The following is a 25,869-nucleotide window of genomic DNA, read 5'->3' as shown; positions in this document are numbered from 1 at the left end:
GTGGAATTCGCAGTCGTCTTCCAGACCCTCATCCTCGGGGTGCTCCTGGGCGGGCAGTACGCACTGCTCGCCTCGGGGCTCACCCTGTACTTCGGCGTGATGCGCGTGGTGATGCTCGCGCACGCAGCGTTCCTGGTGCTCGCCGCGTACCTCGCCTGGTTCTTCGCCACCGCCACGGGGCTCGACCCGATGCTGTCGCTGGCGCTGACGGTGCCGCTGTTCTTCGGGCTCGGCGTCGTCATCCAGCGCACCTTGCTGACCCGGCTGCGCCCGGCCACCCTGACCATGATGTCCTGCCTGCTGACGCTCGCCTTCGCACTGATCATCGAGGGCCTGCTGGGCTTCGTCTTCACGGGTGTGCAGCGCCGCATCAACCTCGGCTACGGCTCGGCGCAGATCGGCTTCTTCGGAGCGTCCATCCCGGTGGTCAAGCTGGTGTCGTTCGGGTTGGCCGCGGCCGGCCTCGCCGCGCTGTACTTCGTGCTGATGAAGAGCGATTTCGGTCGCTCACTGCGGGCCACCATCCAACATCCCGATGCGGCCCGCCTGGTCGGTATCAACACCGACCGGGTGGCCAGTTATGGATTCGGGCTCGGCCTGGCCACCGCCGCGGTCGGCGGCACCGCATTGTCGTTGGACGCCACCATCTTTCCGTCACTGCACTGGTACTGGATCGGCCCGCTGATGGCGATCATCGTCGTCGGTGGTCTGGGATCGGTGCCCGGCGCGGCAATCGCCGCCATGGTGCTGGGCATTGCCACCAGCGTCCTGCAGATCCCGATGGGCGCCACCTGGGCCCAGACCGTCTTCTACGTCGCGCTATTCGCCACCTTGCTGTTCCGGCCGCAGGGCTTCTTTGGAGGTCGTCTTGCACAACGCTTCTGACAACATGCAGCGGGCAACGAAGCTCGCTCCGGCGATCAAGATCCTCGGCGTCTTCGCGCTGATCGCCGTGGGACTGAGCATTCCGTCCACCCTGGGCAACCCGTACCTGCTGGCGGCGGCGGTGGTGATCCTCAACTACGCCGTCTGCGCCACCGGGTGGAACTTCATGGGCGGATTCACCGGATACATATCCTTCGGTCACGCAGCGTACTTCGGCCTCGGCGCGTACAGCACGGGGTTGTTGATCAACCGGTTCGGGCTGCCCAGTTTCCTGGCGGTTGCGGCGGCTGTGGTGATCGTCTGCCTGATTGCGGTGCCGGTGGGTTTCGCCGCACTCCGGTTGCGTGGTGCCTCCTTCGTGATCGCCACCATCGCGTTCGTGCTGATCGTGTTGCTGGTGGCGCAGAGCTGGAGCTCGCTGACCGGTGGCTCGTCCGGCATGGAGGTACCCCGCCCCTTCCCGGGACTGCTGCGCCCCGAGCATCATCTGCGCTTCTACTACCTCTACCTGGGATTGCTTGCCGTGGCGCTGCTGTTGTGGTGGTTGATCGACCGTTCCCAGTTCGGGATGCGGCTCAAGGCCATTCGTGAGGACGAGGACAAGGCGCGGGCACTCGGTGTGCCCACCACCGAATACAAGCTGGTGGCCTTCGTCCTGTCGGCGGCGTTGACCGCCGCGGCCGGCGGGTTCTACGCCCTCTGGTTCGGCGATCTGGATCCGGTGTTCCAGTTCTCCATCCTGCTCGGCGCCTACATGGTGCTGATGGCACTGGTCGGCGGTATCCGCAGTCTGTTCGGTCCGCTGTTGGGTGCAGTCCTGGTCGGTTTCGCGCTGGAGTACTTCAAGCTGAACTACGGCGACACCCAGATCCACCTCACCGCGACGGGTGTGTTGCTCGTACTCGTGGTGTTGTTCATGCCCGACGGCATCATTCCCGGCGTACGGGAGCTGGTGAACCGCTACCTGCGCCGGGGGGAGACCTCCATCCGCGAACAGACGGCCGAGGAGTTGGCCGAACAGCGGCAGCGCGCACGCGAACTCACGCCGACGGGGAACGGGGGCGGGCAGTGACGAAACCCGAGACGATCACGACCGAACTCACGAACCTCGCCACCACGGAGCTGACCAAGCGATTCGGTGGTGTGACTGCGGTCGACGGCGCCACTGTGGAGTTCCGGCATGGTCTTGTCAACGCGTTGATCGGACCGAACGGTTCGGGCAAGACGACGTTCTTCAACTGTGTCACGGGCATGATCGCCCCGGACAGCGGGACGGTGACCTACCGCGGCAAGGACATCACCGGCCGCTCGGCCAACAAGATCGCCGGAGCCGGCATCGGCCGCAGCTTCCAGCTGTGCCGGACCTTCCCGCAGATGACGGTGCTGGAGAACATGCTCGTCGGCGTCAGCGGTCCGCTGCCGTCGATGATCCGCAGCTGGCGAAGCAAGGATGCGGTGGAGCGGGCCCGCGCCCTGCTGCACAGAGTCGGCATCGATCATCTGGAACATGCGGAGGCACGCAACATCTCGTACGGGCAGCAGAAGCTGCTGGAGTTGGCCGGTGTGCTGATGAGTGACCCGGAGACCATCATGCTCGACGAGCCGGCCGGCGGTGTGAACCCCGCGCTGATCGAGCGGATCATGACGCTGATCGTCGAGCTCAACAACGAGGGCAAGACCTTCCTGATCGTCGAGCACAACATGGATCTGGTGATGAGCCTCAGCCACCACGTGGTCGTTTTCGACCGCGGGCGGCCGATAGCCACCGGTTCCCCCAAAGTGGTCCAATCCGACCCCCGAGTCCTGGAGGCCTACCTTGGCATCTGAACACCTGCTCGAACTCGATGACATCCAGGCCGGATACGGACGCGCCGCGATGGTGCTGCGTGGGCTGACCGTGAAGGTGCCGCCGGGAAAGATCGTCTGTCTGGTCGGGCCCAACGGCGCCGGCAAGTCGACGGTGCTCAAGGTCGCCAGCGGTCTGCTCAAGCCACGCTCGGGTGCCATCCGGGTCGACGGGCACGACGTCACCGGCCAGGGGCCGCAGGCCATGCTGCGTTCGGGGTTGTCCCATGTCCTGCAGGGGCACAGCGTGTTCCGGGAGATGACGGTCGAGGAGAACGTCAGGCTCGGCGCGTTCACCGTGAAGGATCCCGCAGTAATCGCCGAACGCATCAAGCATGTCCAGAACCTGTTCCCGATAGTGGGGGAGCGCTGGACCCAGCTGGCGGGTCTGCTCTCCGGCGGCCAGCAGAAGCAGGTCGAGTTCGCCCGCTCACTCATGGTCACCCCCAAGGTGGTGCTGCTGGACGAACCCTCGATGGGACTGGACCCGAAGACCACGACGACCGTCTTCGAGCAGGTCGTCCGCATGCGGGACGCCGGCACCGCGGTACTGCTGGTCGAGCAGAACGCGCGCCGCGCCCTGCAGACCGCGGATCTCGGCTGTGTACTCGATCTGGGCCGCGTCCACATCAGCGGTCCGGCAGCCGAATTGCTGGCCGACCCCAAGCTTGCCGATCTCTATCTCGGCGGGGCTGCGGCACGGACCTGATCCCGATGGGCACTTCCACGAGCTCCGGGACGACCCTGCTCGGGCAGTCGCAGGCTGATCAGCAACGCCAGTACCGGCAGTGCGGCGAGCGTGAGCAACGCGTACCGGGGTCCGTGTCCTTCGGCGATGAGTCCGAGCAGCGGGGCGAAGGCGCCGCCGGCCGAGACCGACAGGCCGATGGTGACCCCGGACGCGGTTCCGATGTGGTGCGGCAGATACTCGTGCCCGAGCGTGGTCTGCACCGAGAACGGCAGGAACACACCGAAACCCGCGATCACCACGCCGACCGTCGCGATCGCGACGGTCGGTGCCAGCGCCAGGATCACCAGGCCGGGCAGGGTGAGTGCAAATCCGATGCGGATGCAGGTCACCCGGCGCCACCGGTCGGCGATCACACCGCCGGCCAGCGTGGCGACCACACCGACGGTGAGGAAGACTCCGAGCAGCGTCGCGCCGAGACCCTGGCTGTGCCCCAGTTCCCGGACGACCAGCAGGACGACGAATGTCGAGATGCCGAAGTATGCGCCGGAGCGCAGGATCGCGATCACCGCCAGCCAGCTGAAACTGGGCCAGTCATTGCGCCGTTCGGTGGACTGACGGGCAGCGCCGCGTCCGGTCGCCGGGGTGCCGGCCAGCCACCGGCGCGCCGCGAACACGGCGATCCCGCCGAGAACGCCGGGCACGGCCAGCAGCGGTGTAGCGTGCGGCCCGAACGCCAGCAGGATCGGTGCGGCGATCGCCGGCGCCACCGCCAGACCGATGTTCCCGCCCGCGATGAACCAGCTCATCGACCGGGCCGTGCCTCCGCCGATGTCGCGGGCCAGACTGGCTGCCACCGGATGGTAGGCCGCCACCCCGAGCCCGGATGCTCCCGCGGCTCCCAGTGCCGCCCCGAACGAATCGGTCAGTCCGAGGACCCCGATCCCGGCGCCCGCGAGCAGCATGCTGGCCGGCAGCAGCCAGAACGTCCGGTACCGGTCGGCGAGCAGACCGAACAGCGGCTGCGCGACGGCCGAGCCCATCGTGGCGGCCAGCACCACCAGGGTTGCCTGCATGGCGCTGAAGCCGGCCTGGAATACCAACACGGGAACCAGGACGGCGACGCTGCCCTGATAGAAGTCCGTGGCCCCGTGCGTGGCCGCGAGGGTGAGCAGCCGGCCGTTCACGGGCGGGCCGGATCAGGTGGTGCTGTCAGGTCGGCCGACATGGCGCCCTCCCGTACTCGTGTTGACGATCCGTGGTCGGACCTGACTATACTAAAGCGCTTAAGTTACTGGCGCGCTACGAGTTTTCGATCACACATGGAGGCGGACGCACTATGGATCTAGGTATCTCGGGACGGACCGCACTGGTCTTCGGTGCCGGTGGCGGGCTCGGCGGGGCCATCGCCACGGCGCTCGCGGGCGAAGGAGTGCGGGTCGGTCTGGCCGATATCAACGGCGACGCGTTGGCCGGTATCGACGGCCGACTGCGCGGTGCCGGTGCCCAGACGGTGGCGGTCGAATGGGATCTGGCGGATACCGACGGCGCCGCCGACAGGTTGGCGGCGGTGGAAGCTGCGCTCGGTCCGGTCGACATCCTGGTCAACAACACCGGCGGTCCGCCGCCGTCGTCGGTGGCGGGTCAGTCGGCGGACGTGTGGCAGTCCTACTTCCGCTCCATGGTGCTGGCCGTCATCGGCGTCACCGACCTTGTGCTGCCCGGGATGGTCGAACGCGGGTGGGGGAGGGTGATCACCTCGACATCGTCGGGAGTCATCGCGCCGATCCCGAATCTCGGATTGTCCAATACCCTGCGGTCGGCGTTGGTGGGATGGTCGAAGACGCTCGCCGGGGAGGTCGGGCGTTCCGGAGTGACCAGCAATATCGTGCTGCCGGGCCGCATCGCGACGGATCGCATCCGCTTTCTCGACGAGAAGCGTTCCGAGCGTGAGGGTTTGCCGTACGAAGAGGTCGTCCGCCAGAGCACCGACTCGATACCTGTCGGGCGCTACGGTGAGCCGCGCGAGTATGGCGAAGTGGTCGCCTTCCTGGCGTCCGGTTGCGCGTCCTACCTGACTGGATCGGTGATTCGAGTGGACGGTGGCTATATCAACGCCGTATAGCGCGGCCGGGGGCCGCGGGCTGGCTGGTCCGTTCGCGGGCCGGCCCGCTGGAACCACGCACGACGAGCTCCACCGGAACCTGGATCTTGCGGGGCCGGCTGGTGGCCTGTTTCAGGGCCAATGTGACTGCCGACGTGCCCATCTGGTGCAGAGGGAGTCGTACCGTGGTCAGGCCGGGCCCGAGGTCGGCCGCCACCCGGACATCATCGAACCCGGTCACAGTGACGTCGCCGGGAACGTCCAGACCGCGCTTGCGAGCGCTGGCCAGGACCCCGGCCGCCATCGAGTCGTTCAGTGCGACAAGGGCAGTGATCTCGGGGTGGGCGGTCAGCAGCCGGTCGGCGCCGGCCTCGCCACCGGCATGGCTGAACGGGGTGTGCTCGATGTGCAGTTCGACCCCTTCGGAGCCGAGTGCCTCGGTGACCCCGCGCAGCCGGTCCGCCGCAGACGCCAGATCATCGGGGCCGGCCACGATCCCGATGCGGGTATGTCCCAGTTCGCGAAGGTGATTACCGATGAGTGTGCCGCCCGTGGCGTTGTCCGGAAGCACTGCGTCCAAGGGGGTGCGGTGCCGCCCGATCATGGCGACGCGGCCGCCGGTGGACTGGAAGCGCTCGAGTTCGTCGTAGGTGGCACGCGCCTCCGGTGTGCCGGTGTGTCCGGAGCCGGCCATGATCAGTCCGCGCACCCGGCTGGCAACCAGGGACCGTACCTGTGTGATCTCCTGCTGGGTATCCCGGGAACTCTGGCAGATCTGCACGATCAGACCGAGATCGGCCGCGGAACTGACGACAGCCGAGGCCAGTTCGGCGAAGTACGGGTCAGCGATGTCGTGCACCACGAGGCCCAGCGTCGAGCTGGCGCCGCTGGCCAGCGACCGCGCCTGCATATTGGGCACATAGCCGATCTCGGCCGCGATCGCGCGTACCCGCTCGGCGACCGCCTCACTGACTCCCGGGCGACCGGACATCGCGAAGGAAGCCGTGGTCAGCGATACTCCGGCCTTCCCCGCGACATCGATCAACCGTGCCGGTGTCTGACGGCGCTGCGGCATGTGTACTCTCCCCCACCTTCTCGAAGGACTTGTCAGTCCGACCCGACAGACCTTATGCTGCTAAAGCGCTTTAGCAAAAGCGCTAAAGTTCGGAATACTGAGAGGTAGTCGATGCGGCTCACGAACTTCTATGCGATCGCCCCCACAGTTTTCGACGATCAGGGCGCCGTGGACACCGACGCGGTAGTTCGTAACGTGGCCAAGATCGCCGCTCACGGCATCGACGGCGTGCTGCTGACCGGCTCCTATGGTGAATTTCAGGTGCTCAACGCCGACGAGCGTGTTCGGCTGGCTCACGAGGTGGTGCGGGCCGACAGCGGCACGGTGGTGATGGCCGGCGCGGCCGCGCTCAACGGTGATGACGCGATCATGCTGGGGGAGCGCCTCTTCGATGCGGGCGCCCGCCAGGTCATGGTGTCGGCTCCGTTCGCCGCCGAGCTGACCGATGGCGACCTGCTGGCGCACTTCCAACGGGTGGGTGCCGCTCTGCAACACGACCTGGTGGTCTATAACAACCCGGTCTTCGGTGTCGATCTGGCCCCGCCGCTGCTGCAGGAGGTGACGGCACTGCCGGCCTATACCGCGATCAAGCAGGGCACCAAATCGCTGGCCGCGATGGTCGACACCGTGGTGCGGGTGCAGGCCGGCGGGCAGGCGCAGGTGCTGGCCGCCGCGGATCTGGCCTGCGCGGCGTCTGTCGGCGCGGGTGTCGCGGGAATCACCTCGACCAATGTCTGGGTGTTTCCGGAGGCGTTCCGTGCGCTGGCGGACCCCGCTGTGGCGCCGTCGGCGAAGACCCGGATCATGGCCGCGCTGCAGCCCTATGTCGCCCTGGTGCGCACGCTGGGCCAGCCTCGGGTGGTCAAGGCGGCCATGGTGCTGCGCGGATACGCGGGCAGCGCGGCCGTGCGGGCCCCCTATGTGCCCCTCGACCGAACCGAGGTCAAGGCGCTGGCATCGGCACTGGCCGAATCCGACGAACTGCTTTCTGCGGCATGAGCACGCAAGTGGCGGTTGCCGTACTGGGCGGTGACGAACGTGAGCATCACATCGCGACTACCCTCGCCGAAACCGGGCTCGACGTACGGACATTCGGCGGAGCAGTGCTCGACCCGCATGCCGGCTACCGGCGCGCCCGCACGGCACGTGATGCGGTCAACGGCGCCGACTGGGTGTTGTGCCCGTACCCGGGGCTCACCATCAGCGATGAAGTGTATTCTCCGGCAAGCGATATCCCGATCCGGCTCGATCGCGATCTGCTGGCGGCATCGGCGGCACAACGAGGCGGACTGGTGCTGGGCCGGGCCAGTGAGCAGGTGCGCGCACTGTGCGGAGATCTCGGAATCGCCATTCATGAGACCAAGGCGGATTCGGGACTGGTCGTCAAGACCGCCACGGCGGTCTCCGAGGCGTTGGTCGCGGTCCTGGTGGAGAGCACCCACCGCTTGCTGCGCGAGCATCTGTTCGTCGTCCTGGGATTCGGCTCCACCGGTCTGGCGATCACCCAACTACTGTTGGCCATGCGGTGTGAGGTCGTGGTCGCCGCGCGGTCCCGGCGGGATCGGGAGCGTGCCCGCCAGCTTGGCGCGCGGCCGGTCGCCTATATCGACCGCGTCGAGGTGATGGAGACCGCCGACATCGTCGTCAACACCGTGCCGGCCCCGGACGCGGTGCCGGTGTCGGTGGGGGCCAGTCGTATCACCGCGCGGATCTTCGATATCGCCTCGCCCCCAGGTGGGATGGATCACCAGGCCCTCGTCGGTGCGGGTCTCGACGTGAACTGGGTCCGGGGGCTGGGTGGCCTGCGGGCCCCCGTGTCCATGGCGGAGGCGCAGCTGGAGTTCTTCCAAGAGCTCATCGCCGACGGAGTCGAGAGCAGACCGCAAGTGCCAGAACGGCAACCAAACGCGACGTCGATGTCGTGACCCCGTCACCGAGAGGAGTAGTTGATGTCAACCAGTGAAGAACCGGGTGTCGAAATCGCTTTCGTCAGTTCGCATGCCCCGCAGATCTTCCTCGAGCGCCAGGATTCGCCCGAGGTGCTTGCCGAGACGCAGGCCGGTATGCGCCGGATGGGACAGCGGATCCAGGAAGCTCAACTCGATGTGTTGGTGGTGATCGCGCTCGACCACATCCACAATCACTTCTTCAACCTGGTCCCGGCGATGACGATCTACACCGGCTCTCCGGTGGTCGCGGCACTCAACCAGGAGACCGTGGAACTGCCGGGCCGGCCCGATCTGGCCAACTCGCTGCTCGACCACCTGTTGACCAACGATTTCGACCCGGCCTGGAGTCAGAAAGAGGTGCTGGACCATTCCTTCATGGTGCCGCTGCACTTCGCGATGCAGGGCGGACTGGACGTACCTATTCTGCCGATCATCCTGAACACCTATGTGCCGCCGCAGCCCGAGATTTCGCGGTGCTTCAAACTCGGCCGAGAGATCGCACGGTGGGCCGACAACGCCGGACTGCGGGTCGGCACCCTGGGCACTGGCGGAATGTCGCACTATCCCGGCACCTCTCGCTACCACGACCCGGACCTGGCGTACGACCAGGAAATCCTCGGCTGGCTGCGCAACGGTGAGATCGACAAGCTGGCGTCGATGAGCGCCAAGGCGCTGGACACCCATGGCATGACGGAGTTGCGCAACTGGGCCGCTGCGATCGGAGCCCGCGGTACGGCCCCGAAGGCACAGCACATCACCTACGTCCCCAACGATCACTGCGGCTACGCGGTTATCGAGTTCTGAAAACTACTGCAGAGGAAGGGAAAACCTATGTCAGACGGTCTGTACTATCCTCGGCCGCGGCACCAGGACTACGAGCTGGCGCGGTTGATTCACGATATTCAGGAAAGCGATGAGCTCTTCAACGAGTTCATGTCCGCCCCTGAGGATTTCGTGGAAGGCTATCAGCTCGATGACGAAGCCAAGAAGCTGATGACGACCTTCGACTACGACGGCCTGGTCGACCGCGGCATTCACCCGATGCTATCGGTGCAGTTCATGCGCAACGTCCAGTGGAACCTGAAGATGACCGTCGCGAAGAACGAGCCGGCCGAGAAAGAGTCGGTGTGACCCGTCCGTTCGACGGTGTTCTGACCGGTGGTGTGGTGATCGACGGCACCGGAGGCCCGGCAGTGGCCGCCGATATCCGGTTGGACGGCGGCCGCATCACCCAAGTCGCTCCGTCCGGATCGTTGGGCGGTGGTGGCGAGTCCATCGATGTGTCGGGCCGGGCGGTCCTACCGGGGTTCGTCGACATCCACACGCATGCAGACTTCTCATTGCCGACCCACCCGTCGGCATCGTCGATGGTCCGTCAAGGGGTCACCACCCTGGTCGTCGGCAACTGCGGGTTCTCTCCGTTTCCGGTGGGGCCCGGGGAGCATGCCGACCAGCTACGGCAAGCCACCGCCATCTTTGGCCGGGACCTGAACTGGCAGTGGAACGATCTGCCCGGCTACGCCGAACATCTGGCCGAGATCGGAATCGCGGTCAATGTGGCGCCGCTGGTCGGGCACGGTGCACTGCGCATCGCCGTGATGGGGTACGAGCGTCGCGACGCAACCCATCGTGAGCTCGCCGACATGTGTTCGCTGACTGAAGAGTCCATGGCGGCAGGGGCTTTCGGCATGTCCTCCGGCCTGATCTATCCGCCCGGAACCTTCGCCGGCCGCGATGAACTGGTCGCACTGTGCCGGGTGGTCGCCGCCCACGGCGGGATCTACAGCACCCACATGCGCAACGAGGGCGAACAGCTGCTGGTCGCGCTGGACGAGGCGCTGGACATCGCCCAGAGATCCGGTGCGCGACTACAGCTGAGCCACCACAAGGTGCTCGGCAGGCGCAACTGGGGACTCACCGCCATATCGCTGCAGCGGATCGACGAGGCCATCGCCGCGGGTGCCGACATTGCCTTGGACCAGTACCCATACCCGGCCTCATCGACGACGATGCTGGCGCTGGTGCCGGGCTGGGCGGCCGAGGGAGGGGCCGGTGCCTTGGCGGCTCGCTTACGAGATCCGGTCACCAGGGCTGAGATCCGCACCGAGGTTCTTGACGGCCCGACCGACGGACGGCCGAAACGTGACTTCGAACCGGACACCGTGATGATCTCGTCGGTGGGCCTGGAGGAGCACGCGCCGTTCGTCGGCCGTCGCCTCGACGAGATCGCAGCCGCCGTGGGCGGTGAGCCCGTCGACGTCATGCTCGATCTACTGGGGCGTGACGGCGCGGTCGAGGTCGTCATCTTCGCGATCGGAGACGAAGATATCGAACGGGTGATGGCACACCCGCGGGTCGCGGTGGCAAGCGACGGGTGGACGATGCACCCCGACGAGGGTGGGACGCCGCATCCCCGCAGCTACGGCACATTCGCCCGGGTGCTGCAGCGCTATGTCCGGGAGCAGCACCTGCTGTCGCTTCCCGAAGCGGTCCGGCGCATGACATCGCTGCCTGCCGACCGGCTCGGATTGCCCGACCGCGGCCGGATCGCTCCCGGCATGGTCGCCGATCTGGTGGTGCTGGACCCGCAACGGGTTCGCGAGCAGGCGACCTTTGTCGACCCACATCAGTTCGCCACCGGCATCGACGACGTCTTCGTCGCCGGCGTGCCGGTCGTGCGCGCCGGAACCGAGACCGAGGCCCGGCCGGGCAAGGTGCTGCGGCACACCCGCACCGAACGAGAGAGGCTCACACCATGGACCTAGGACTCGCCGGCCGCACCGTGCTGGTACTGGGCACCGGTGGCGGCATCGGCCGCGGAATCGCGGAGGCCTTCGTCGCCGAGGGTGCGCAGGTCGCCTGTGCGGACCGCGATCTCGATGCCGCGCAGGCCACCGTGGCAGCACTGGGGGACACCACCGGGTCGGTGCGGGCCTTCGGCGCCGAACTGGGCAACCGGGATGCCGAACGGGACCTGGTCGACCAGGTGCGAGAACACCTCGGGCCGGTCGATGTGCTGGTCAACAACACCGGTGGACCGCCGAGCACGGCCGCCACGGGTGTGTCGATGGACGTCTGGCGCAGCTACTTCGAGTCGATGGTGGCCTCGGTCATCCATCTGGCCGATCTGGTGCTGCCGGGGATGCGTGAACGGGGTTGGGGGCGGGTGGTGACCAGTACCTCCTCAGGCGTGGTGGTGCCCATCCCGATGCTCGGCATCTCCAACACGCTGCGCTCGGCGCTGCTGGGGTGGTCGAAGACCGTCGCGCGTGAGGTGGGTCCCGACGGTGTCACCGCGAACGTGGTCGTGCCCGGCCGCATCGCGAGTCCGGCCGCGATCGGGCGGGATGTGTTGCGCGCCGAGCAGCAGAACCGGACTCTCGAGGAAGTGCAGCACGAGTACCTGGTCCGGATTCCGGTCCGCCGCTACGGCACCCCTCGCGAGTACGGCGACGCCATCGCGTTCCTGGCCAGCGATCGTGCCGGCTACATCACCGGATCCGTGCTTCGGATCGATGGTGGCATGATCGAGAGCATTCACTGACCGACCCCGACCTCTTGGGGCCGGCCGACTATCCACGATGTGCAGAGCGGGTTGTTCGTCATCGCGAAAAGCGTTGGTGCCCTGCACTTGTAGCCCGGACGAGAATGGGCTGAGCCATCGCCATCCAGATCGAGAACGAACGTCAGCCCCTGCCCATCAACTCCACCGCGGCCCGCACCAGCTCCGCGTTCGAATGAGCCGCCCGCCCGTCGGGCAACGCGAACGTGTCCTCCAACCCGATCCGGGAATCGAACCCCGCCTCCACGGCCAGTCGGAACAGCGTCCACGCATTCGCACCCTCCCCGTGGCAGAGCACGGGCAGCGGCAGCGCCGACACAATCGCGGCGATCGCCTTCGCCTCGGCCACGGCCTCCCGGAGCTCCGGGCGGGTGCCCTCGATCAGGATCCGGGTGCACTCACCCGCGCGCGGATACCGGCGAAAGGCCTCGGCTGCCTCGACAAACCACAGTCCGGCTTCCACCCCGACCTCCATGTCGAGCAGCAGATCCGCGAGTTCCTCGGCGCCCTCCTCATGCCAGTTCACCGAGGCGTAGTCGGGACGGCTCGCCCATCCGCGCACCTGCTGCAGGCGATCCGCAGGGTTGCGCACCGCCCAGGCTCCGGTGGTGACCCCGACGGGCAGGCCGGGGTGCCTGCCGTGCAACGCCCGCACCACCGGGTCCACGTGCTCGGGCCGCAGACTGTCCGTTCCGTCGGGTGCCTTGGGGTGGACATGCACCTCGTGCGCGCCGGCTGCCACCGCGGCCGTCACGCTGTCCACGATGTCCTCGACGGTGATCGGCACGCGCGCGGGCCCGTGCGGTCCGTTGGGGCAGACCTGAAGCATCATGGCGTCTCCCTCAGTCAGTCGTAGATGACGTCGAGCCCCTTGCGGCGCAGTTCCGCCAGGCCGGCCCGGAATTGCTCCAGATACTCGGGGGAGTGGCCCGTCCAGTCGGTGATCTCCCCGATGATGCGGATGGGCTCGGCACTGCGGTACGAGTGCGTCGGATTCCCCGGAAACTTCTTGTCGGTCACGTTCGGGTCGTCTTCGACCGCGCCCTGCGGATCCACGATGTACACCCGACCGCGGCCCTGGCCCAGGGCCAGCTCGGCGGCGAGCACCGCGACGTCCAACACCTTGGTCACGTAGACGTAGTTGGACATGTGCTCCGGGTCATAATTCGACGGCCGGCCCGGCACCAGCACATCGCCCACCGCCAGGTCGGCCTTCGTCCCGTGCAGGTACGCCCCCGACTCGTGTACGAAAAAACGTTCCGGCGTATCGACCATGTCTGCCATCAGCACCCCCATGCGTAGTCCGTGATCCGGCGACGGTACATGCCTGCCGGGGGCTTGCGGCAAGCCCACACCCAGGCCATATAGTGAGAGTGGGAGCCGAACGTGGCCCCGGCCACATCGCCACCCACCCCGTCGCGAGCCCACTGAAACCGCCTGCACCACCGGCGAATTGAGACTTCCGGCACGCGCGCGCGAAATTGATTCGCCGACCCGCCGCGCCGCGTCTACTCTGGAACGCCGCACCGATCCGGTGCCGCAATTCAGGGAGTGTGCATGAGTACCGGGCCGGTAACCCGATCAACAGAGGCGGAACCACTGGACGGAAAGACGCCCAAGGCGGCACCGACCGCCGGCGTCATCATCGCGCTGCTGGTCTTCTCCGCGTTCGTCATGATCCTCAACGAGACGATCATGAGCGTCGCGCTGCCGGTGCTGATCACCGACCTGGACATCACCGCGCGGACCGCGCAGTGGCTCACCAGTGGCTTCCTGCTGACCATGGCCGTGGTGATCCCGATGTCCGGCTCGCTGCTGCAGCGGTTCTCGGTGCGTGCCGTGTTCATGGGGTCGATGTCGATGTTCTGCGCGGGCACGCTGGTCTCGGCGCTCGCCCCGGGGTTCGCCGTCCTGCTCACGGGACGGATCGTGCAGGCGTGCGGCACCGCCGTCATGGTGCCGCTGTTGATGACGACGGTGATGAAACTGATCCCCGCCGAACGGCGCGGCCAGACGATGGGCACGATCTCGATCGTCATCGCCGTGGCACCCGCCGTCGGGCCGACCCTGTCCGGATTCATCCTCGGTTCGCTGAACTGGCGGTGGATGTTCTGGATCGTGCTACCCATCGCGCTGCTCGGACTGGCCGCCGGATGGGTGTGGCTGCGCGTCGCCGAGGAGCGGGAGCGACCGGCACCGATCGACCCCGTCTCGGTGCCGCTGTCGGCGATCGCGTTCGCAGGACTGGTGTTCGGGCTCTCGGAGTTGGCCGGGCACAGCGGCCAGGGCGTCCCGGCATGGATTCCGCTGGCCGCCGGCACGGTCGCGTTGATCCTGTTCGGTGCGCGGCAGCTGCAGTTGCAGCGGGTCGAGCGGGCCTTCCTCGATCTGCGTCCGTTCACCTACCGACGGTTCTCGGTGTCGGTGGCGTTGGTGGTCATCGGCTTCATGGGACTGTTCGGCGCGATCATCATGGTGCCGCTCTACGTGCAGGACGTACTGGGCCGCAGTGCCCTGGTCGCCGGTCTGACCAGCCTGCCGGGTGGCCTGCTGATGGGTCTGGCCGGTCCTCCGGTCGGGCGGGTGTACGACCGGCACGGTGCCCGGGTCCTGGTTGTACCGGGGTCGATCATGCTGTTCGCGGCGCTGTGCGGGTTCGCGCTGCTCTCGGCGAGCACACAGGTCTGGCAGCTCATCGCGGTGCAGACGGTCATGATGCTCGGCCTGGCAATGATGTTCACGCCCTTGATGACCGACGCGCTCGGTGCGCTGCCGGACCGGCTGTACTCGCACGGCAGCGCCATCATGACCACCCTGCAGCAGGTGGCCGGCGCAGCTGGCACCGCCCTGTTCATAACCGTCATGACCAAGGCGTCGACGTCGGGCGGCACCCCGGACATGGCCGGGGTGCACGCTGCCTTCGTGGTGGCCGCGGCGATCGGGGCGGTCGCCGTGATCACGGCGTTCTTCACCGCGTCGCAGCCCAGCCCGGCAGGCGGCACACCGGTGCACTAGCGGTGACTCCCGTAGGCTGAATTCACCGTGCCAATCGAGAGAACGGGCGCCGATCGCTGAGGGCCCCGACGTTTCCGAGGCGGCGATAGCGGCAATACCACCGGCGGCGGGGCGTCGGCTGCGCGAGGTCAGGGAGGAGTCAGATGTCGTCACACGCGGCTGAGTCGCCAGAACCCGGCGCCGAAGACCAGGTCAACGAGCCTGCCGAGATCACCTTCGATGAGCATCTGCACCCCGCCCGCCCGAAGTCTCTGCGGTTCCGGCCCCGGGTGCGAACACCGTTCGTGCGGCGATCGCTGGCCCAGGACGGACCGCCCACCGGCGCCAACCCCGCGTATGTGTCCTGGCTGCTGTCGCAGTCGATGCTGGCGGATGCCAACGAGATCGCCCAACAATTCTCCGGTCAGGGCTCGATGTGGCAGAACCCGTTCGCCCGGCCCAACGCCCGCGCCGCCGTGGACACCGCTTCGGTGTGGTTCACCGCCTACCCGCTGTCGTTGATCACCCGCCCCGAGGAGTCCTTCCTCAGGGCGATGGCCGACGAAGACCTGTGGAAAGCGTTCTCGGAGATCGGTATTCAGGCGGTGCACACCGGCCCGGTGAAACGAGCGGGCGGCATCTCGGGCTGGCAGCTGACCCCCAGCGTCGACGGGCACTTCGACCGGATCAGCACCCAGATCGACCCGGCCTTCGGGTCCGAGGACGAGTTCCGCCAGATGTGCGGCACCGCCAACTGGTACGGCGGCACCATCATCGACGACATCGTGCCCGGCCACACCGGCAAGGGCGCCGATTTCCGGCTGGCCGAGATGAAGTACGCGGACTACCCCGGCATCTACCACATGGTGGAGATCGATCCGCGTGACTGGGAGCACCTGCCGGCCGTCCCGGACGGCGCGGATTCGGTGAACATCGATGCGGCGACCGAGGATTGGTTGGCCAAGGCCGGCTACATCATCGGCCGCCTACAGCGCGTCATCTTCTACGCCGAGGGCATCAAGGAGACCAACTGGAGCGTCACCCGCCCCATCGTCGGGGTGGACGGCGTCGAACGGCGCTGGGTGTACCTGCACTACTTCAAGGACGGGCAACCGTCGATCAACTGGCTCGACCCCAGCTTCGCCGGCATGCGCCTGGTCATCGGCGACGCCCTGCACTCCCTGTCGGATCTGGGCACCGGCGGTCTGCGGTTGGACGCCAACGGTTTCCTCGGCGCCGAGAAGTCCACCGAGGACGAGGTCGGCTGGTCCGAGGGGCACCCGTTGTCCGAGGCGGCCAACCAGTTCATCGGCAGCATGGTGCGCAAACTGGGTGGCTTCACCTTCCAGGAACTGAATCTGACCATCGACGACATCCGGGACAACAGCGTCGCGGGCCCCGACCTGTCCTACGACTTCATCAACCGGCCCGCCTACCACCATGCGCTGGCCACCGAGGACACCGAGTTCCTGCGGCTCACCCTGCGTACCACGCTGGAGACCGATGTCGACCCGGCCTCGCTGGTGCACGCCCTGCAGAACCACGACGAGCTGACCTATGAACTGGTGCACTGGTCGGCCGGGCACCGCGACGACCTCTACACCTACAAGGGCCACGAGGTCACCGGCGAGGAACTCGGGCACAGCGTGCGCACCGACCTGATCGAAGCGCTGACCGGTCCCGACGCGCCCTACAACCGGGTGTTCACCACTAACGGGATTGCCTGCACCAGTGCGACGGTGATAGCGGCGACGCTCGGCATCACCGACCTGGACCAGATCGGTGACCCGGTGTCGCTGGACCAGATCCGCCGCGCGCACCTGCTGATGGCCATGTTCAACGCATTGCAGCCCGGGGTGTTCGCGCTGTCGGGCTGGGACCTGTGCGGCATGCTCACCCTGCCTGCGGAGGACGTCCGCGAACTACTCCGCGGCGGGGACACCCGGTGGATCCACCGCGCCGCCCATGACCTGATGGGCGTGAACCCCACCGCCACCCATTCGAGTGCCGGAATGCCGCGGGGCAGAAGCCTTTACGGGTCGATACCGGAGCAGATGGCCGACGAGACCAGCTTCCTGCGCCAACTCCAGGCCATTCTCGCGGTGCGCACCCACTTCGGCATCGCGACCAGCACCCAGGTGGACATTCCGGAGGTGTCGCACCGGGCCATGCTGGTCATGGTCCATCAACTGGCCGATCCGCACCAGCTGCAGCTGACGGTGCTCAACTTCGCCAATACCGAGATCGCCGGCACCGTGCGTTCGGAGTTCCTGCCGCCCGATGCCGTCGTGTCGGACATGTTCAGCGGCAAGGTCATCGCCCATGTGGATGATCTGCACAGCTTCCCCGCTGAGTTGCCCGCCCACCACGGGATGTCACTGCTGGTGCAGCGGCCCTCCGCAGATCCGGATCAGGGCAGCGCGTAATCCATCGGGGGACCGTTGAGTGCGGCCACATCGCGATGCGCGATGGTCATGGCGACATGCTGTCCGCCGCGCAGCACGGCGATGATGTCCACCTCGTCGTTCACCGCGAAAGTCTCTGCAGTAGAGCCGATCCGGCTGCCCGCGGCGGTGATTCCGTGAGTCTGTGCATCCACGGCATAGGTGTGCAGTGCGCCGTCGGGTGTCTGCGCGGTCAGCGAATCCGGCGACACCGCGACCAGGCGACCCTGCTGGGGCAGCGGTTGCACGGCCACCGGCGAGGGTTCCGTCGGCGGCGCGCCGGCGGGCTCATCGGCCAGGTGGACGATGAACGCCGAAACGATGGCGGCGAATGCCACGGCGAAGGAAATGGTGAGGCTGATCGCGGTGCTGTGCGCGGTCCTGCGTGCGTGCCTTCCGGATCCGGTGCCCATGTCGGTGACCTCTCGTTCGTTGCCGGTCAATTACCCGACCCCCGGATCGAAGAAACCAGCGCCGATGCATGTCTGAATCCGCGAGTTCTGGGTAGACCCCCGCCATGGCAAAGATCGGATACTTCCTGTCCTCGGAGCAGTTCACCCCTAAAGAGCTCATCGACCAGGCGAAACGCGCCGAGGATGCGGGTTTCGACGCGCTGTGGATCTCGGATCACTTTCATCCGTGGAACGACGCGCAGGGCCAGAGTTCGTTCGTTTGGGGGGTGATCGGAGCGCTGTCGGAGGCCACCTCGCTACCGGTGTCGACCGCCGTGACCTGTCCGACCATGCGGATCCACCCGGCGATCATCGCCCAGGCCGCTGCGACGGCCGCGGTACAACTCGACGGCAGGTTCGTCCTCGGCGTGGGCAGCGGGGAGGCTCTCAACGAGCACATCCTGGGCGACCCGTGGCCTTCGGTCGGAGTTCGACTGGAAATGCTCGAAGAGGCCATCGATGTCATCAGGCTGCTGCTGCGCGGCGACGAGGTCAGTCACCACGGTGAGCACTACGAGGTGCAGGAGGCGCGTATCTACACCCTCCCCGACCAGCCACTGCCGATCTACGTGTCCGGTTTCGGGCCGCAGGCAGCCGAACTGGCCGGCCGCATCGGCGACGGCTACGTGCTGGTCACACCGGAAACCGAGCTGGTGCAGAAGTTCCGGTCCAACGGAGGAGGGGATAAGCCGGTGCAGGCCGGGACCAAGGTGTGCTGGGATGCCGACGCCGACACAGCCGTCGACACCGCACACCGCATTTGGGGGAACCAGGGGCTGCCCGGTCAGTCCGCCCAGATCCTGCCGCGGCCCAAGGATTTCGAGGCGCTGCAGGCGCTGGTCCCCAAGCAGGACATCGCCGACTCGGTGGCGTGCGGATCTGATCCGGACCGGCACGCGGCCCAGGTCCGCCAGTACCTCGATGCCGGTGTCGACGAGGTGTATGTCAGCCAGATCGGCCCGGATATGGACGGCTTCTTCGCCGGGTGGCGCCGCGATGTGTTGCCGCAATTGCGTTAGCGCACAACGACTGCGTCCTACGCTGGCACCATGAGCGAACTCACCGAAGAGGTCATCGCATTCCTGTCCGAGGGCACCCGCACCGGAAAGCTGGCGGTGGTCGCCTCCGATGGGCGGCCGCTGGTCACCCCGGTGTGGTTCATCGTGGACGGCCAGGATCTGGTGTTCAACACCGATAAGCGGTCCGCGAAAGGACGCGCCCTGACCCGGGATCCACGCGTGGCGATCTGCGTGGACGACCAGCGTCCGCCCTACTCGTTCGTCCAGGTGCAGGGCACCGTGACCACGAGCGAGGACCCCGGCGAACTGCTACGCACGGCGACCCTGATCGGGGGACGGTACATGGGCGCCGACCGCGCCGAGGAGTTCGGCCGGCGCAACGGGGTGCCCGGGGAACTGGTCGTGCGGGTCCGGCCCACCAAGGTCATCGCGGCCTTCGAGGTGGCGGACTGATCCGTCGCTACGCCTGCCGCACAGTGTTCCCGCCGCTGCGTTTGGCCGAGTACATCGCGGTATCGGCGGCGGCGAACAAGTGCGCCACCATGACGTCGCCGTCCAGCCTGTCCGATGACGCGAGCTCGACGTGGGAAACCCCGATGCTGGCCGTCACACCGTCGGGCATGTCCGCGATTGCCCGGCACAGGGTCTGCGCCAGGGGCAGTGCGGGATCCGGTGTGGTCAGCGCGACGAGGAACTCCTCGCCGCCGGCACGGCAGAGCGCCGCCGGGGCCGGGCAGTGCTCACGCAGCAGGTCGGCGACGGCCCGGATGACGCGGTCGCCCTCGGCATGACCGTAGGTGTCGTTGATGCGCTTGAAGTCGTCGATGTCCGCCAGGATCACCGTCAGCTGGGCCGCGCTGCGGCTCGGTTCGGTCAGCATCCGCTGCAGAGCGTGGGAGAAGCTGCGGCGGTTCAACAATCCGGTCAGACCGTCCCGCTCGGCGCGGGTCGCGTACATGCCCATGGCCTGTGACATGCCGCGTATCGCGACCGGCACGGACAGATTCAGGAACCAGATGATCCAGAAGCCGGCGAATGCGGTTGCCACGTCGGTTTCGTCGGCCAGACCGGCGGTGGCGAAGCCGGCGGTCGTCACCGCCAGAACGAGATTGAACAGGAGAACCCGCGGGTTGTGGAAGAAGGCGAAGTACCCGCCGGTGACGGACAGGGCGGCGCAGGCGAGTGCCGCGACGCCAGCCGACGGCTGGACCATCCCCCATCCGGCGACGAACGCGGCGCCGGTCAGTCCCATGCACTGCGACTGCCAACGGGTGGGCCAGCGGGTCAGCCAGAACACGGTCATCCACAGCGTGAATACGGCCGCCGTCACGCTGACCACGATCGCCTCGGAGGACAGATTTCGCTGCGTCGCCAAATAGGACAGCGGGACCAGACCCGAGGAGGAGGAGACCAGTGCCATGATCTGCTGCGCGGGCCGCAGCAAGCTTCGCTGCTGCAGGAAGGTGGTCATCGATTCGAATTGGTCGGGGGCGTTCAGCCAGGTAGTGGCCTTTTTAAGTCCTTTGATCGGAGCCCCCCGGCAAACATCGAATCAGTTCAGCAATCTAGTGGCCCTTACCTTACAAGTGTATTGCGGGGTGCGACAGCGCGATTTCGCGTCCGGACCCCCTCGGGCCCGCCCACCAGGGGATAAGACGGTGCCGAGAAGCTGCCCCAGCGCTACACGTTCCGAGCCACCGCGGCGATGTGGGTCGCGACAGCCCGGGCAACGACAGCTGTCGCCGGATCGTCGTCCGGAAGGTAACGGTCGGCGGCCGGGTCGTACCGGGCGCCGGCAATAGATCCGTGGTCGGCGGCCAGTTCGACGATGTCGACCGGCCACCCCTCGGCCCGTAGGGCCGCGGCGAACTCGGTGGCGGCTGAGGCGGGCACCACCTCGTCGGCATCGCCGATCAACAGGGTGAACGGCGTGCGCGGCGCCGAGTAGGACACGCCGTCGACGACCGGGCCGCCCGATATCGGGTCGGTCGCCATGAATGCCCCGCCCAGACAGATGGCGTGCGCCACAGGCACATCCAGCTCCTGCGCCCGCAACGTCAGGCCCGCGGCGGCCACCCCGCCAAGTGACCACCCGACGACCACGAGATCGGCACCCGCGGTTTTGTCCTGCGCGAACCGTACCGAGCTCAGCAGGTCGGAACGGCCTCCGTCGGGGGCGTGCGAATCCCAGTCGGCGGCGATGACGCCGATCCCGTGCTCGGCGATCGCCTCGGCGAGCACCCGCACCGCGGCCCGGGAGTCCGTCTGCGTGCCGTGCCACAGCAGCACGCTCGGCCGGGACGGCTCACCGAACAGATCGGCGTGCCGCCCCGGCGCGTACTCGACGGTGTGCACCGGTCGCTCAGGGCTCAGCGTGCGGAGTCGGGCTCTGCACGGACTCCCACTTGGATTCCAGGGCCCGCTGCACCTGCTGGCCCACTGCCATGTCGAGCTGGAAGGTTTCTCCGTCCTCGCCCTCGAAGGTCACCAGGAAACCGTCGTCGGACGCTTCCTTGTGGACCACCTTGTAACCGAGGTCGCCGGTACCACGGTCGAGGGCGACGATGTCGCCGGGCGTCACTGCGTCGATGGGACTGGTGTTAGACATCTGCAGTCGGTAGCCAGATCCGCCGGCCGGTAAACCTGGGAGCCGGTTACCGGTTCGCCGGCACGCCGAATGCGAGCACCGCGGCGTCGTCCTCCACCCCGGTCCCCAATTCCTCCAGCAGGTCGCGGATGGCCGCCACGATCTCGGGGGCCGACGCGGTGGCGTGCCGGCGGGCGAACCGCAGCAGCGCGCCGGCATCGTCGTACCGGTCGGGGCCCGCGCCGACCCGGGCCTCGGTCAGGCCGTCGGTGTAGAGCACCAGGGTGTCGCCGGGAGCGAGGTGGATGGTGCTGCTGAAGAAGTGCGGCCGCTCGATCATGCCGACGGCCTGCCCACCCATGGTGTCGGCGAAGTACCCGTTCCCGTCGGCGGCGAGCAGAATCGGGGGTAGATGGCCGGCGCTGGCGAAGTTGACGTCGAACCCGGTTCCGCGGCGGGTCAGGTTCCCGTAGATGACGGTGCACAGCCGGTGCGGCCCCATGTTGAGCTGTTGGTGCAGCACGGTATTGAGGTTGTGCAACACCTGCACCGGGTCGTCGTCGGACACCGCCGCCGAGCGCAGGACATAGCGGGTCAGACCCGTCACCACCGCGGCGTCCACACCCTTGCCGGCGACGTCGCCGAGGAAAAAGCCCCAGGTGGTCGCCGACAGCGGGAACAGATCGTAGAAGTCTCCGCCGACATCGTCGGCAGATGCGGCGTGATAGTGATCCGCGGCGTCCAGGCCCGGTGGCGGCGACAACAGCGGTGGTCGTAGCGACTGACGCAGCGTATCGGCGAGCGCACGGGCCCGCTCGCGTTCCTGCTCAGCGCGCCGCCGCTCTCCGAGTAGTTCCCGTTCGTAGGCGCGCCGGTGGGCGGCATCCACCACGGTGACCCGCCAGAGTTCTCCGCAGTCCTCCGATTCCGGTCGGATGTTGGCGGTCAGGAACATCGGAAGCAGCGAACCATCGGCGGCACGCATATCGACGGTGACACCGCCCAGTGACCCCGTCATCCGCAGCAACGGTGCGAAGTGGGTTTCGTAATGGATGCTGCCTCCCACCGACAGCAACTCCGGGAGTAACTTGCCATGCAATGCTCCCGGCGGGTAACCCAGCCATCGGACCATCGTGGAGTTGGCGCGCAGGATCCGGCCTTCGCCGGAGAGAAGCAGATGACCGGACGGCGAATTGTTCCAGAAATCCTGGTAATCCGGCTCGTTCATGGCGACAGTGCGAACTCCGCGATCGCCGCGGCGGTGGCATCGGGAGCACTCACCTGCGGGCAGTGACCGATCGCGTCCAGGGTGATCAACCGGCTGTCGGGGATGTGGCGCTGAACGTAGGAGCCGACGGTCCGCGGTGCGATCACGTCGACGGCGCAATCGAGAACAAGGGTAGGCACCCGGACCTTGTCGAGGTCAGAGCGGTTGTCGGACAGGAACGTCGCCCGGGCGAACACCTTGGCGCAGGCCGGGTCCGTGCGGCAGAACGTCGCTTCCAGTTCGGCATGCAGGTCGGGGCGGTCCGGATTGCCCATGATGACCGGCGCCATCACATGGGACCAACCGAGATAGTTCGAATCGATCGATTCCAGCAGTTCTTCGATATCGGTCGCGGAGAAGCCGCCGCGGTACCCGTCGTCGTCGATGTAGCGGGGTGAGGGCGCCACCATGACGAGTTTGGCGAATCTGTGGGGTTCGGATATCGCGGCCAGCGCGCCGATCATGGCCGCGACCGAATGGCCGACATAGACCACCTCACGGAGGTCGAGTTCGCGCACGATCTCCAGGACATCGGTGGTGTATCCGGACAGCGTCGAGTACTTTTCGGCGTCCCACGCAGCAGGATCCGACGCGCCGGACCCGACATGGTCCATCAGCACGATGCGGAACCGCGCTTCCAGTCGCTCGACGACGGGTCGCCACAGATTCTGGTCACAACCGAAGCCGTGGACCAGCAGCAACACCGGAGCTCCCGGCGTGCCCACCACGTGAATGTTGTTCCTGGACCTGACCCCCATGCTTGCAGCATAGAACCCGACGATCAGACCTCGCGGTCAGTCCCGCGCCTGCTGAAACACCGCGACCGAGCGTGCAGCGACAGGGCGTTCGGTGCCGGCCGCGACGACATCGCCGTCGCCGTCCGGCTCGGCGGCGGTGTCGACGACGGTCCGCCACCGCGCCCCGAATTCCTCGGGGGGCAGCGTGAATTCGATGGGCTCGTGGTGGGCGTTGAAGCACACCACGAACGAGTCGTCGGTGACCCGCTGTCCCCGCGGGTCCAGGTCCGGGATGCCGTGGCCGTTCAGGTAGACCGCCACGGACTTGCCGAAACCGGTGTCCCAGTCCTCGTCGTTCATCTCCGAACCGTCCGGGCGGAACCAGGAGATGTCGGGCACCCCGGCGGACCCGCGCTGGCGCACCGGCCTGCCGTTGAAGAATCGTCGACGCCGGAACACCGGATGCTCGGCTCGTAGTGCGGACAGCCGGGAGGTGAAGTCCAGCAGCTCCCTGTCGGCGTTCGACCAGTTCACCCAGGTGATCTCGTTGTCCTGGCAGTAGCCATTGTTGTTGCCGCCCTGGGTGCGTCCCAGTTCGTCGCCGTGGCAGATCATCGGCACACCCTGGGACAGCAACAGCGTGGTCAGGAAGTTGCGTTCCTGCCTGGCCCGCAACTCCTGGATCTCCGGGTCGTCGGTGGGCCCTTCGACCCCGCAGTTCCAGGACCGGTTGTGGCTTTCCCCGTCGTTGTTGTCCTCGCCGTTGGCCTCATTGTGTTTCTCGTTGTAGGACACCAGATCCCGCAGGGTGAAGCCGTCGTGGGCGATGACGAAGTTGATGGATGCCACCGGTCGGCGGGCGGTGTGCTCGTACAGGTCGGCCGAGCCGGTGAGCCGGGACGCGAACTCGCCGAGGCTGGCGTCCTCACCGCGCCAGAAGTCGCGGACCGTGTCGCGGTACTTGCCGTTCCACTCCGTCCACTGCGGTGGAAAGTTGCCGACCTGGTACCCGCCGGGACCGACGTCCCACGGCTCGGCGATCAGCTTGACCTGGCTGACGGTCGGATCCTGTTGGACCAGTTCGAAGAAGGTCGACAGCTTGTCGACGTCATAGAATTCGCGCGCCAGGGTGGACGCCAGATCGAAGCGGAAGCCGTCCACGTGCATCTCGGTGACCCAGTACCGCAGCGAGTCCATGATCAGCTGCAGCGAATGCGGGTGCCCGACATTGAGGCTGTTGCCGGTTCCGGTGTAGTCCATGTAGTACCGCTTGTCGTCCTCGACCAGGCGGTAGTAGGCGGCGTTGTCGATCCCGCGCATCGACACAGTGGGGCCCAGGTGGTTCCCCTCGGCCGTGTGGTTGTAGACGACGTCGAGGATCACCTCGATGCCGGCCTCGTGCAGCGTGCGCACCATGGCCTTGAACTCCTGCACCTGCCCGCCCGGTGTGGCACTGCTGGAGTACTTGGAGTCGGGGGCGAAGAAGCCAATGGTGTTGTACCCCCAGTAGTTCGACAGACCCTTGTCGATCAGGGTGGAATCGTTGGCGAAATGGTGCACCGGCATCAGTTCGATGGCGGTGACCCCCAGTGCCTTGAGGTGATCGATGATCGCCGGGTGCGCGATGGCCGCGTAGGTGCCGCGGATCGCGTCCGGGATGTCGGGGTGCGTCTGGGTCAGGCCCTTGACGTGGGCCTCGTAGATGAAGCTGTCGGCGTATTCGCGCTGCGGCGGGCGGTCCACGCCCCAGTCGAAGTAGGGGTTGACGACCACCGACTTGGGCATGCTCGCCGCGGAATCGTCGTCATTGCGGCTGTCCGGGTCGCCGAAGTCGTAGCCGAACAGCGACTGGTCCCACTGGAAGGTGCCGTCGATGGCCTTCGCATACGGGTCCAGCAGCAGTTTGTTCGGATTGCACCGGTGACCTGCGTCGGGTTCGTAGGGCCCGTGTACGCGGTAGCCGTAGCGCTGGCCGGGCTCGATGGAGGGCAGGAACCCGTGCCAGATGAATCCGTCGACCTCGGGAAGCCGGTATCGCGTCTCGTTGCCGTCGTCGTCGAACAGGCACAGTTCGACGCGTTCGGCGACCTCGCTGAACAGGGCGAAATTGGTGCCGGATCCGTCGTAGGTGGCGCCCAACGGATAGGCCTTCCCGGGCCACACCTCCTGCTCGGGGACAGCGGACACCACAGTGGTCGGCGAGTTCGCAGAGTCAGGCATGGCGCCGGGATACCCCGCACCGGCGATCCTTAGTCTGCGAG

At 66.9% G+C, this 25,869-nt stretch carries 26 protein-coding genes; 15 read left to right on the top strand and 11 right to left on the bottom strand.

All coding sequences use genetic code 11. The annotated features are described in order from the left end of the window. Genes V4U86_RS26435 through V4U86_RS26420 form a run of 4 tightly spaced genes read left to right on the top strand, consistent with a single transcriptional unit; the run spans position 1 to position 3,439 of the window. Complete coding sequence (locus tag V4U86_RS26435) at positions 1-885, top strand: branched-chain amino acid ABC transporter permease (protein ID WP_395308803.1); 885 nt, start codon at positions 1-3, stop codon at positions 883-885. A 4-nt stretch (positions 886-889) separates the two neighbouring features. Continuing rightward, positions 890-1,957 (top strand): branched-chain amino acid ABC transporter permease, encoded by a 1,068-nt coding sequence (locus V4U86_RS26430; protein ID WP_395308802.1) that lies wholly within the window; start codon positions 890-892, stop codon positions 1,955-1,957. Next, positions 1,954-2,712, top strand: coding sequence for an ABC transporter ATP-binding protein (locus V4U86_RS26425; protein ID WP_395308801.1), 759 nt, complete (start codon positions 1,954-1,956; stop codon positions 2,710-2,712). Before V4U86_RS26430 ends, V4U86_RS26425 begins: the two co-directional genes overlap by 4 nt. Next, complete coding sequence (locus V4U86_RS26420; protein WP_395308800.1) at positions 2,702-3,439, top strand: ABC transporter ATP-binding protein; 738 nt, start codon at positions 2,702-2,704, stop codon at positions 3,437-3,439. The genes V4U86_RS26425 and V4U86_RS26420 overlap by 11 nt, the downstream gene beginning before the upstream one ends. On the opposite strand, the gene V4U86_RS26415 is transcribed toward V4U86_RS26420, so the two are convergent. Further along, positions 3,409-4,605 carry an MFS transporter gene (locus V4U86_RS26415; protein ID WP_395308799.1) on the bottom strand — a complete coding sequence of 399 codons (1,197 nt, stop codon included), beginning with the start codon at positions 4,603-4,605 and terminating at the stop codon, positions 3,409-3,411. The genes V4U86_RS26420 and V4U86_RS26415 overlap by 31 nt on opposite strands. A 152-nt stretch (positions 4,606-4,757) precedes the next feature. On the opposite strand from V4U86_RS26415, the gene V4U86_RS26410 reads away from it, so the two are divergent. Next, on the top strand, positions 4,758-5,543 hold the full coding sequence (locus V4U86_RS26410) for an SDR family oxidoreductase (RefSeq protein WP_395308798.1): 786 nt from the start codon (positions 4,758-4,760) through the stop codon (positions 5,541-5,543). Here the strand turns inward: V4U86_RS26410 and V4U86_RS26405 are convergent. Next, complete coding sequence (locus V4U86_RS26405; protein ID WP_395308797.1) at positions 5,530-6,597, bottom strand: LacI family DNA-binding transcriptional regulator; 1,068 nt, start codon at positions 6,595-6,597, stop codon at positions 5,530-5,532. The two genes, V4U86_RS26410 and V4U86_RS26405, sit on opposite strands and share 14 nt — an antisense overlap. Positions 6,598-6,708: 111 nt before the next feature. Between V4U86_RS26405 and V4U86_RS26400 the strand changes: the two genes are divergently transcribed. From V4U86_RS26400 to V4U86_RS26375, 6 genes are read left to right on the top strand one after another with little or no spacing between them, the layout of a single operon-like run. Further along, positions 6,709-7,596, top strand: a complete 888-nt coding sequence (locus V4U86_RS26400; RefSeq protein WP_395308796.1) for a dihydrodipicolinate synthase family protein — start codon at positions 6,709-6,711, stop codon at positions 7,594-7,596. Next, complete coding sequence (locus tag V4U86_RS26395) at positions 7,593-8,522, top strand: dipicolinate synthase subunit DpsA (RefSeq protein WP_395308795.1); 930 nt, start codon at positions 7,593-7,595, stop codon at positions 8,520-8,522. Before V4U86_RS26400 ends, V4U86_RS26395 begins: the two co-directional genes overlap by 4 nt. A gap of 24 nt (positions 8,523-8,546) precedes the next feature. After that, positions 8,547-9,350: a hypothetical protein gene (locus V4U86_RS26390; protein ID WP_395308794.1), complete on the top strand. Its 804-nt coding sequence runs from the start codon at positions 8,547-8,549 to the stop codon at positions 9,348-9,350. A 27-nt stretch (positions 9,351-9,377) separates the two neighbouring features. Further along, entirely contained in the window at positions 9,378-9,677 is a 300-nt protein-coding gene (locus V4U86_RS26385) for a hypothetical protein (RefSeq protein WP_395308793.1), read from the top strand. Continuing rightward, complete coding sequence (locus tag V4U86_RS26380; RefSeq protein ID WP_395308792.1) at positions 9,674-11,311, top strand: N-acyl-D-amino-acid deacylase family protein; 1,638 nt, start codon at positions 9,674-9,676, stop codon at positions 11,309-11,311. Before V4U86_RS26385 ends, V4U86_RS26380 begins: the two co-directional genes overlap by 4 nt. Further along, positions 11,302-12,090 carry an SDR family oxidoreductase gene (locus tag V4U86_RS26375; RefSeq protein WP_395308791.1) on the top strand — a complete coding sequence of 263 codons (789 nt, stop codon included), beginning with the start codon at positions 11,302-11,304 and terminating at the stop codon, positions 12,088-12,090. Before V4U86_RS26380 ends, V4U86_RS26375 begins: the two co-directional genes overlap by 10 nt. Before the next feature lie 142 nt (positions 12,091-12,232). Here V4U86_RS26375 and V4U86_RS26370 read toward each other — a convergent pair whose 3' ends face one another. Together V4U86_RS26370 and arr are read right to left on the bottom strand one after the other, a co-directional pair. Continuing rightward, a complete protein-coding gene (locus V4U86_RS26370; protein WP_395308790.1) occupies positions 12,233-12,940 on the bottom strand; it encodes a 3-keto-5-aminohexanoate cleavage protein in 708 nt (235 codons plus the stop codon). Between the two features lie 14 nt (positions 12,941-12,954). After that, on the bottom strand, positions 12,955-13,392 hold the full coding sequence (arr, locus tag V4U86_RS26365) for an NAD(+)--rifampin ADP-ribosyltransferase (RefSeq protein ID WP_395308789.1): 438 nt from the start codon (positions 13,390-13,392) through the stop codon (positions 12,955-12,957). 273 nt (positions 13,393-13,665) lie between these two features. Here arr and V4U86_RS26360 point away from each other — a divergent pair, with 273 nt between their 5' ends. After that, a complete protein-coding gene (locus V4U86_RS26360) occupies positions 13,666-15,123 on the top strand; it encodes a DHA2 family efflux MFS transporter permease subunit (protein WP_395308788.1) in 1,458 nt (485 codons plus the stop codon). Positions 15,124-15,266: 143 nt separating this feature from the next. Continuing rightward, positions 15,267-17,528, top strand: a complete 2,262-nt coding sequence (gene treS, locus V4U86_RS26355; protein WP_395308787.1) for a maltose alpha-D-glucosyltransferase — start codon at positions 15,267-15,269, stop codon at positions 17,526-17,528. On the opposite strand, the gene V4U86_RS26350 is transcribed toward treS, so the two are convergent. Next, positions 17,513-17,989, bottom strand: a complete 477-nt coding sequence (locus V4U86_RS26350) for a hypothetical protein (protein ID WP_395308786.1) — start codon at positions 17,987-17,989, stop codon at positions 17,513-17,515. The two genes, treS and V4U86_RS26350, sit on opposite strands and share 16 nt — an antisense overlap. A gap of 74 nt (positions 17,990-18,063) precedes the next feature. On the opposite strand from V4U86_RS26350, the gene V4U86_RS26345 reads away from it, so the two are divergent. Beyond that, positions 18,064-19,017, top strand: a complete 954-nt coding sequence (locus V4U86_RS26345) for a TIGR03557 family F420-dependent LLM class oxidoreductase (protein ID WP_395308785.1) — start codon at positions 18,064-18,066, stop codon at positions 19,015-19,017. 30 nt (positions 19,018-19,047) lie between these two features. After that, on the top strand, positions 19,048-19,470 hold the full coding sequence (locus V4U86_RS26340; RefSeq protein WP_395308784.1) for a PPOX class F420-dependent oxidoreductase: 423 nt from the start codon (positions 19,048-19,050) through the stop codon (positions 19,468-19,470). 7 nt (positions 19,471-19,477) lie between these two features. On the opposite strand, the gene V4U86_RS26335 is transcribed toward V4U86_RS26340, so the two are convergent. From V4U86_RS26335 to glgX, 6 genes are all read right to left on the bottom strand, one after another. Beyond that, complete coding sequence (locus tag V4U86_RS26335) at positions 19,478-20,488, bottom strand: GGDEF domain-containing protein (protein ID WP_395308783.1); 1,011 nt, start codon at positions 20,486-20,488, stop codon at positions 19,478-19,480. A gap of 209 nt (positions 20,489-20,697) precedes the next feature. Continuing rightward, positions 20,698-21,372, bottom strand: coding sequence for an esterase (locus V4U86_RS26330; RefSeq protein ID WP_395308782.1), 675 nt, complete (start codon positions 21,370-21,372; stop codon positions 20,698-20,700). Positions 21,373-21,379: 7 nt separating this feature from the next. After that, complete coding sequence (locus V4U86_RS26325) at positions 21,380-21,625, bottom strand: hypothetical protein (RefSeq protein WP_395308781.1); 246 nt, start codon at positions 21,623-21,625, stop codon at positions 21,380-21,382. A 46-nt stretch (positions 21,626-21,671) separates the two neighbouring features. After that, positions 21,672-22,832: a SpoIIE family protein phosphatase gene (locus V4U86_RS26320; protein WP_395308780.1), complete on the bottom strand. Its 1,161-nt coding sequence runs from the start codon at positions 22,830-22,832 to the stop codon at positions 21,672-21,674. Continuing rightward, positions 22,829-23,629, bottom strand: coding sequence for an alpha/beta fold hydrolase (locus V4U86_RS26315; RefSeq protein WP_395308779.1), 801 nt, complete (start codon positions 23,627-23,629; stop codon positions 22,829-22,831). Before V4U86_RS26315 ends, V4U86_RS26320 begins: the two co-directional genes overlap by 4 nt. Before the next feature lie 36 nt (positions 23,630-23,665). Then, entirely contained in the window at positions 23,666-25,828 is a 2,163-nt protein-coding gene (gene glgX, locus V4U86_RS26310) for a glycogen debranching protein GlgX (RefSeq protein ID WP_395308778.1), read from the bottom strand. Positions 25,829-25,869 lie beyond the last annotated feature (41 nt).

Source organism: Mycobacterium sp. AMU20-3851, assembly GCF_043974665.1.
Taxonomy (GTDB): Bacteria; Actinomycetota; Actinomycetes; order Mycobacteriales; family Mycobacteriaceae; genus Mycobacterium.
Note: the sequence above shows the minus strand (reverse complement) of the source record. Positions and strands in the feature narration are given on the sequence as shown.

Excerpts from the sequence above, each read along its gene's own strand:
- V4U86_RS26430 (WP_395308802.1), top strand. The coding sequence starts at position 890 with ATGCAGCGGGCAACGAAGCTCGCTCCGGCGATCAAGATCCTCGGCGTC.
- V4U86_RS26410 (WP_395308798.1), top strand. The coding sequence starts at position 4,758 with ATGGATCTAGGTATCTCGGGACGGACCGCACTGGTCTTCGGTGCCGGT.
- V4U86_RS26405 (WP_395308797.1), bottom strand. The coding sequence starts at position 6,597 with ATGCCGCAGCGCCGTCAGACACCGGCACGGTTGATCGATGTCGCGGGG.
- V4U86_RS26400 (WP_395308796.1), top strand. The coding sequence starts at position 6,709 with ATGCGGCTCACGAACTTCTATGCGATCGCCCCCACAGTTTTCGACGAT.
- V4U86_RS26395 (WP_395308795.1), top strand. The coding sequence starts at position 7,593 with ATGAGCACGCAAGTGGCGGTTGCCGTACTGGGCGGTGACGAACGTGAG.
- V4U86_RS26390 (WP_395308794.1), top strand. The coding sequence starts at position 8,547 with ATGTCAACCAGTGAAGAACCGGGTGTCGAAATCGCTTTCGTCAGTTCG.
- V4U86_RS26385 (WP_395308793.1), top strand. The coding sequence starts at position 9,378 with ATGTCAGACGGTCTGTACTATCCTCGGCCGCGGCACCAGGACTACGAG.
- V4U86_RS26375 (WP_395308791.1), top strand. The coding sequence starts at position 11,302 with ATGGACCTAGGACTCGCCGGCCGCACCGTGCTGGTACTGGGCACCGGT.
- V4U86_RS26370 (WP_395308790.1), bottom strand. The coding sequence starts at position 12,940 with ATGATGCTTCAGGTCTGCCCCAACGGACCGCACGGGCCCGCGCGCGTG.
- arr (WP_395308789.1), bottom strand. The coding sequence starts at position 13,392 with ATGGCAGACATGGTCGATACGCCGGAACGTTTTTTCGTACACGAGTCG.
- V4U86_RS26360 (WP_395308788.1), top strand. The coding sequence starts at position 13,666 with ATGAGTACCGGGCCGGTAACCCGATCAACAGAGGCGGAACCACTGGAC.
- treS (WP_395308787.1), top strand. The coding sequence starts at position 15,267 with ATGTCGTCACACGCGGCTGAGTCGCCAGAACCCGGCGCCGAAGACCAG.
- V4U86_RS26345 (WP_395308785.1), top strand. The coding sequence starts at position 18,064 with ATGGCAAAGATCGGATACTTCCTGTCCTCGGAGCAGTTCACCCCTAAA.
- V4U86_RS26340 (WP_395308784.1), top strand. The coding sequence starts at position 19,048 with ATGAGCGAACTCACCGAAGAGGTCATCGCATTCCTGTCCGAGGGCACC.
- V4U86_RS26335 (WP_395308783.1), bottom strand. The coding sequence starts at position 20,488 with ATGACCACCTTCCTGCAGCAGCGAAGCTTGCTGCGGCCCGCGCAGCAG.
- V4U86_RS26325 (WP_395308781.1), bottom strand. The coding sequence starts at position 21,625 with ATGTCTAACACCAGTCCCATCGACGCAGTGACGCCCGGCGACATCGTC.
- V4U86_RS26320 (WP_395308780.1), bottom strand. The coding sequence starts at position 22,832 with ATGAACGAGCCGGATTACCAGGATTTCTGGAACAATTCGCCGTCCGGT.
- V4U86_RS26315 (WP_395308779.1), bottom strand. The coding sequence starts at position 23,629 with ATGGGGGTCAGGTCCAGGAACAACATTCACGTGGTGGGCACGCCGGGA.
- glgX (WP_395308778.1), bottom strand. The coding sequence starts at position 25,828 with ATGCCTGACTCTGCGAACTCGCCGACCACTGTGGTGTCCGCTGTCCCC.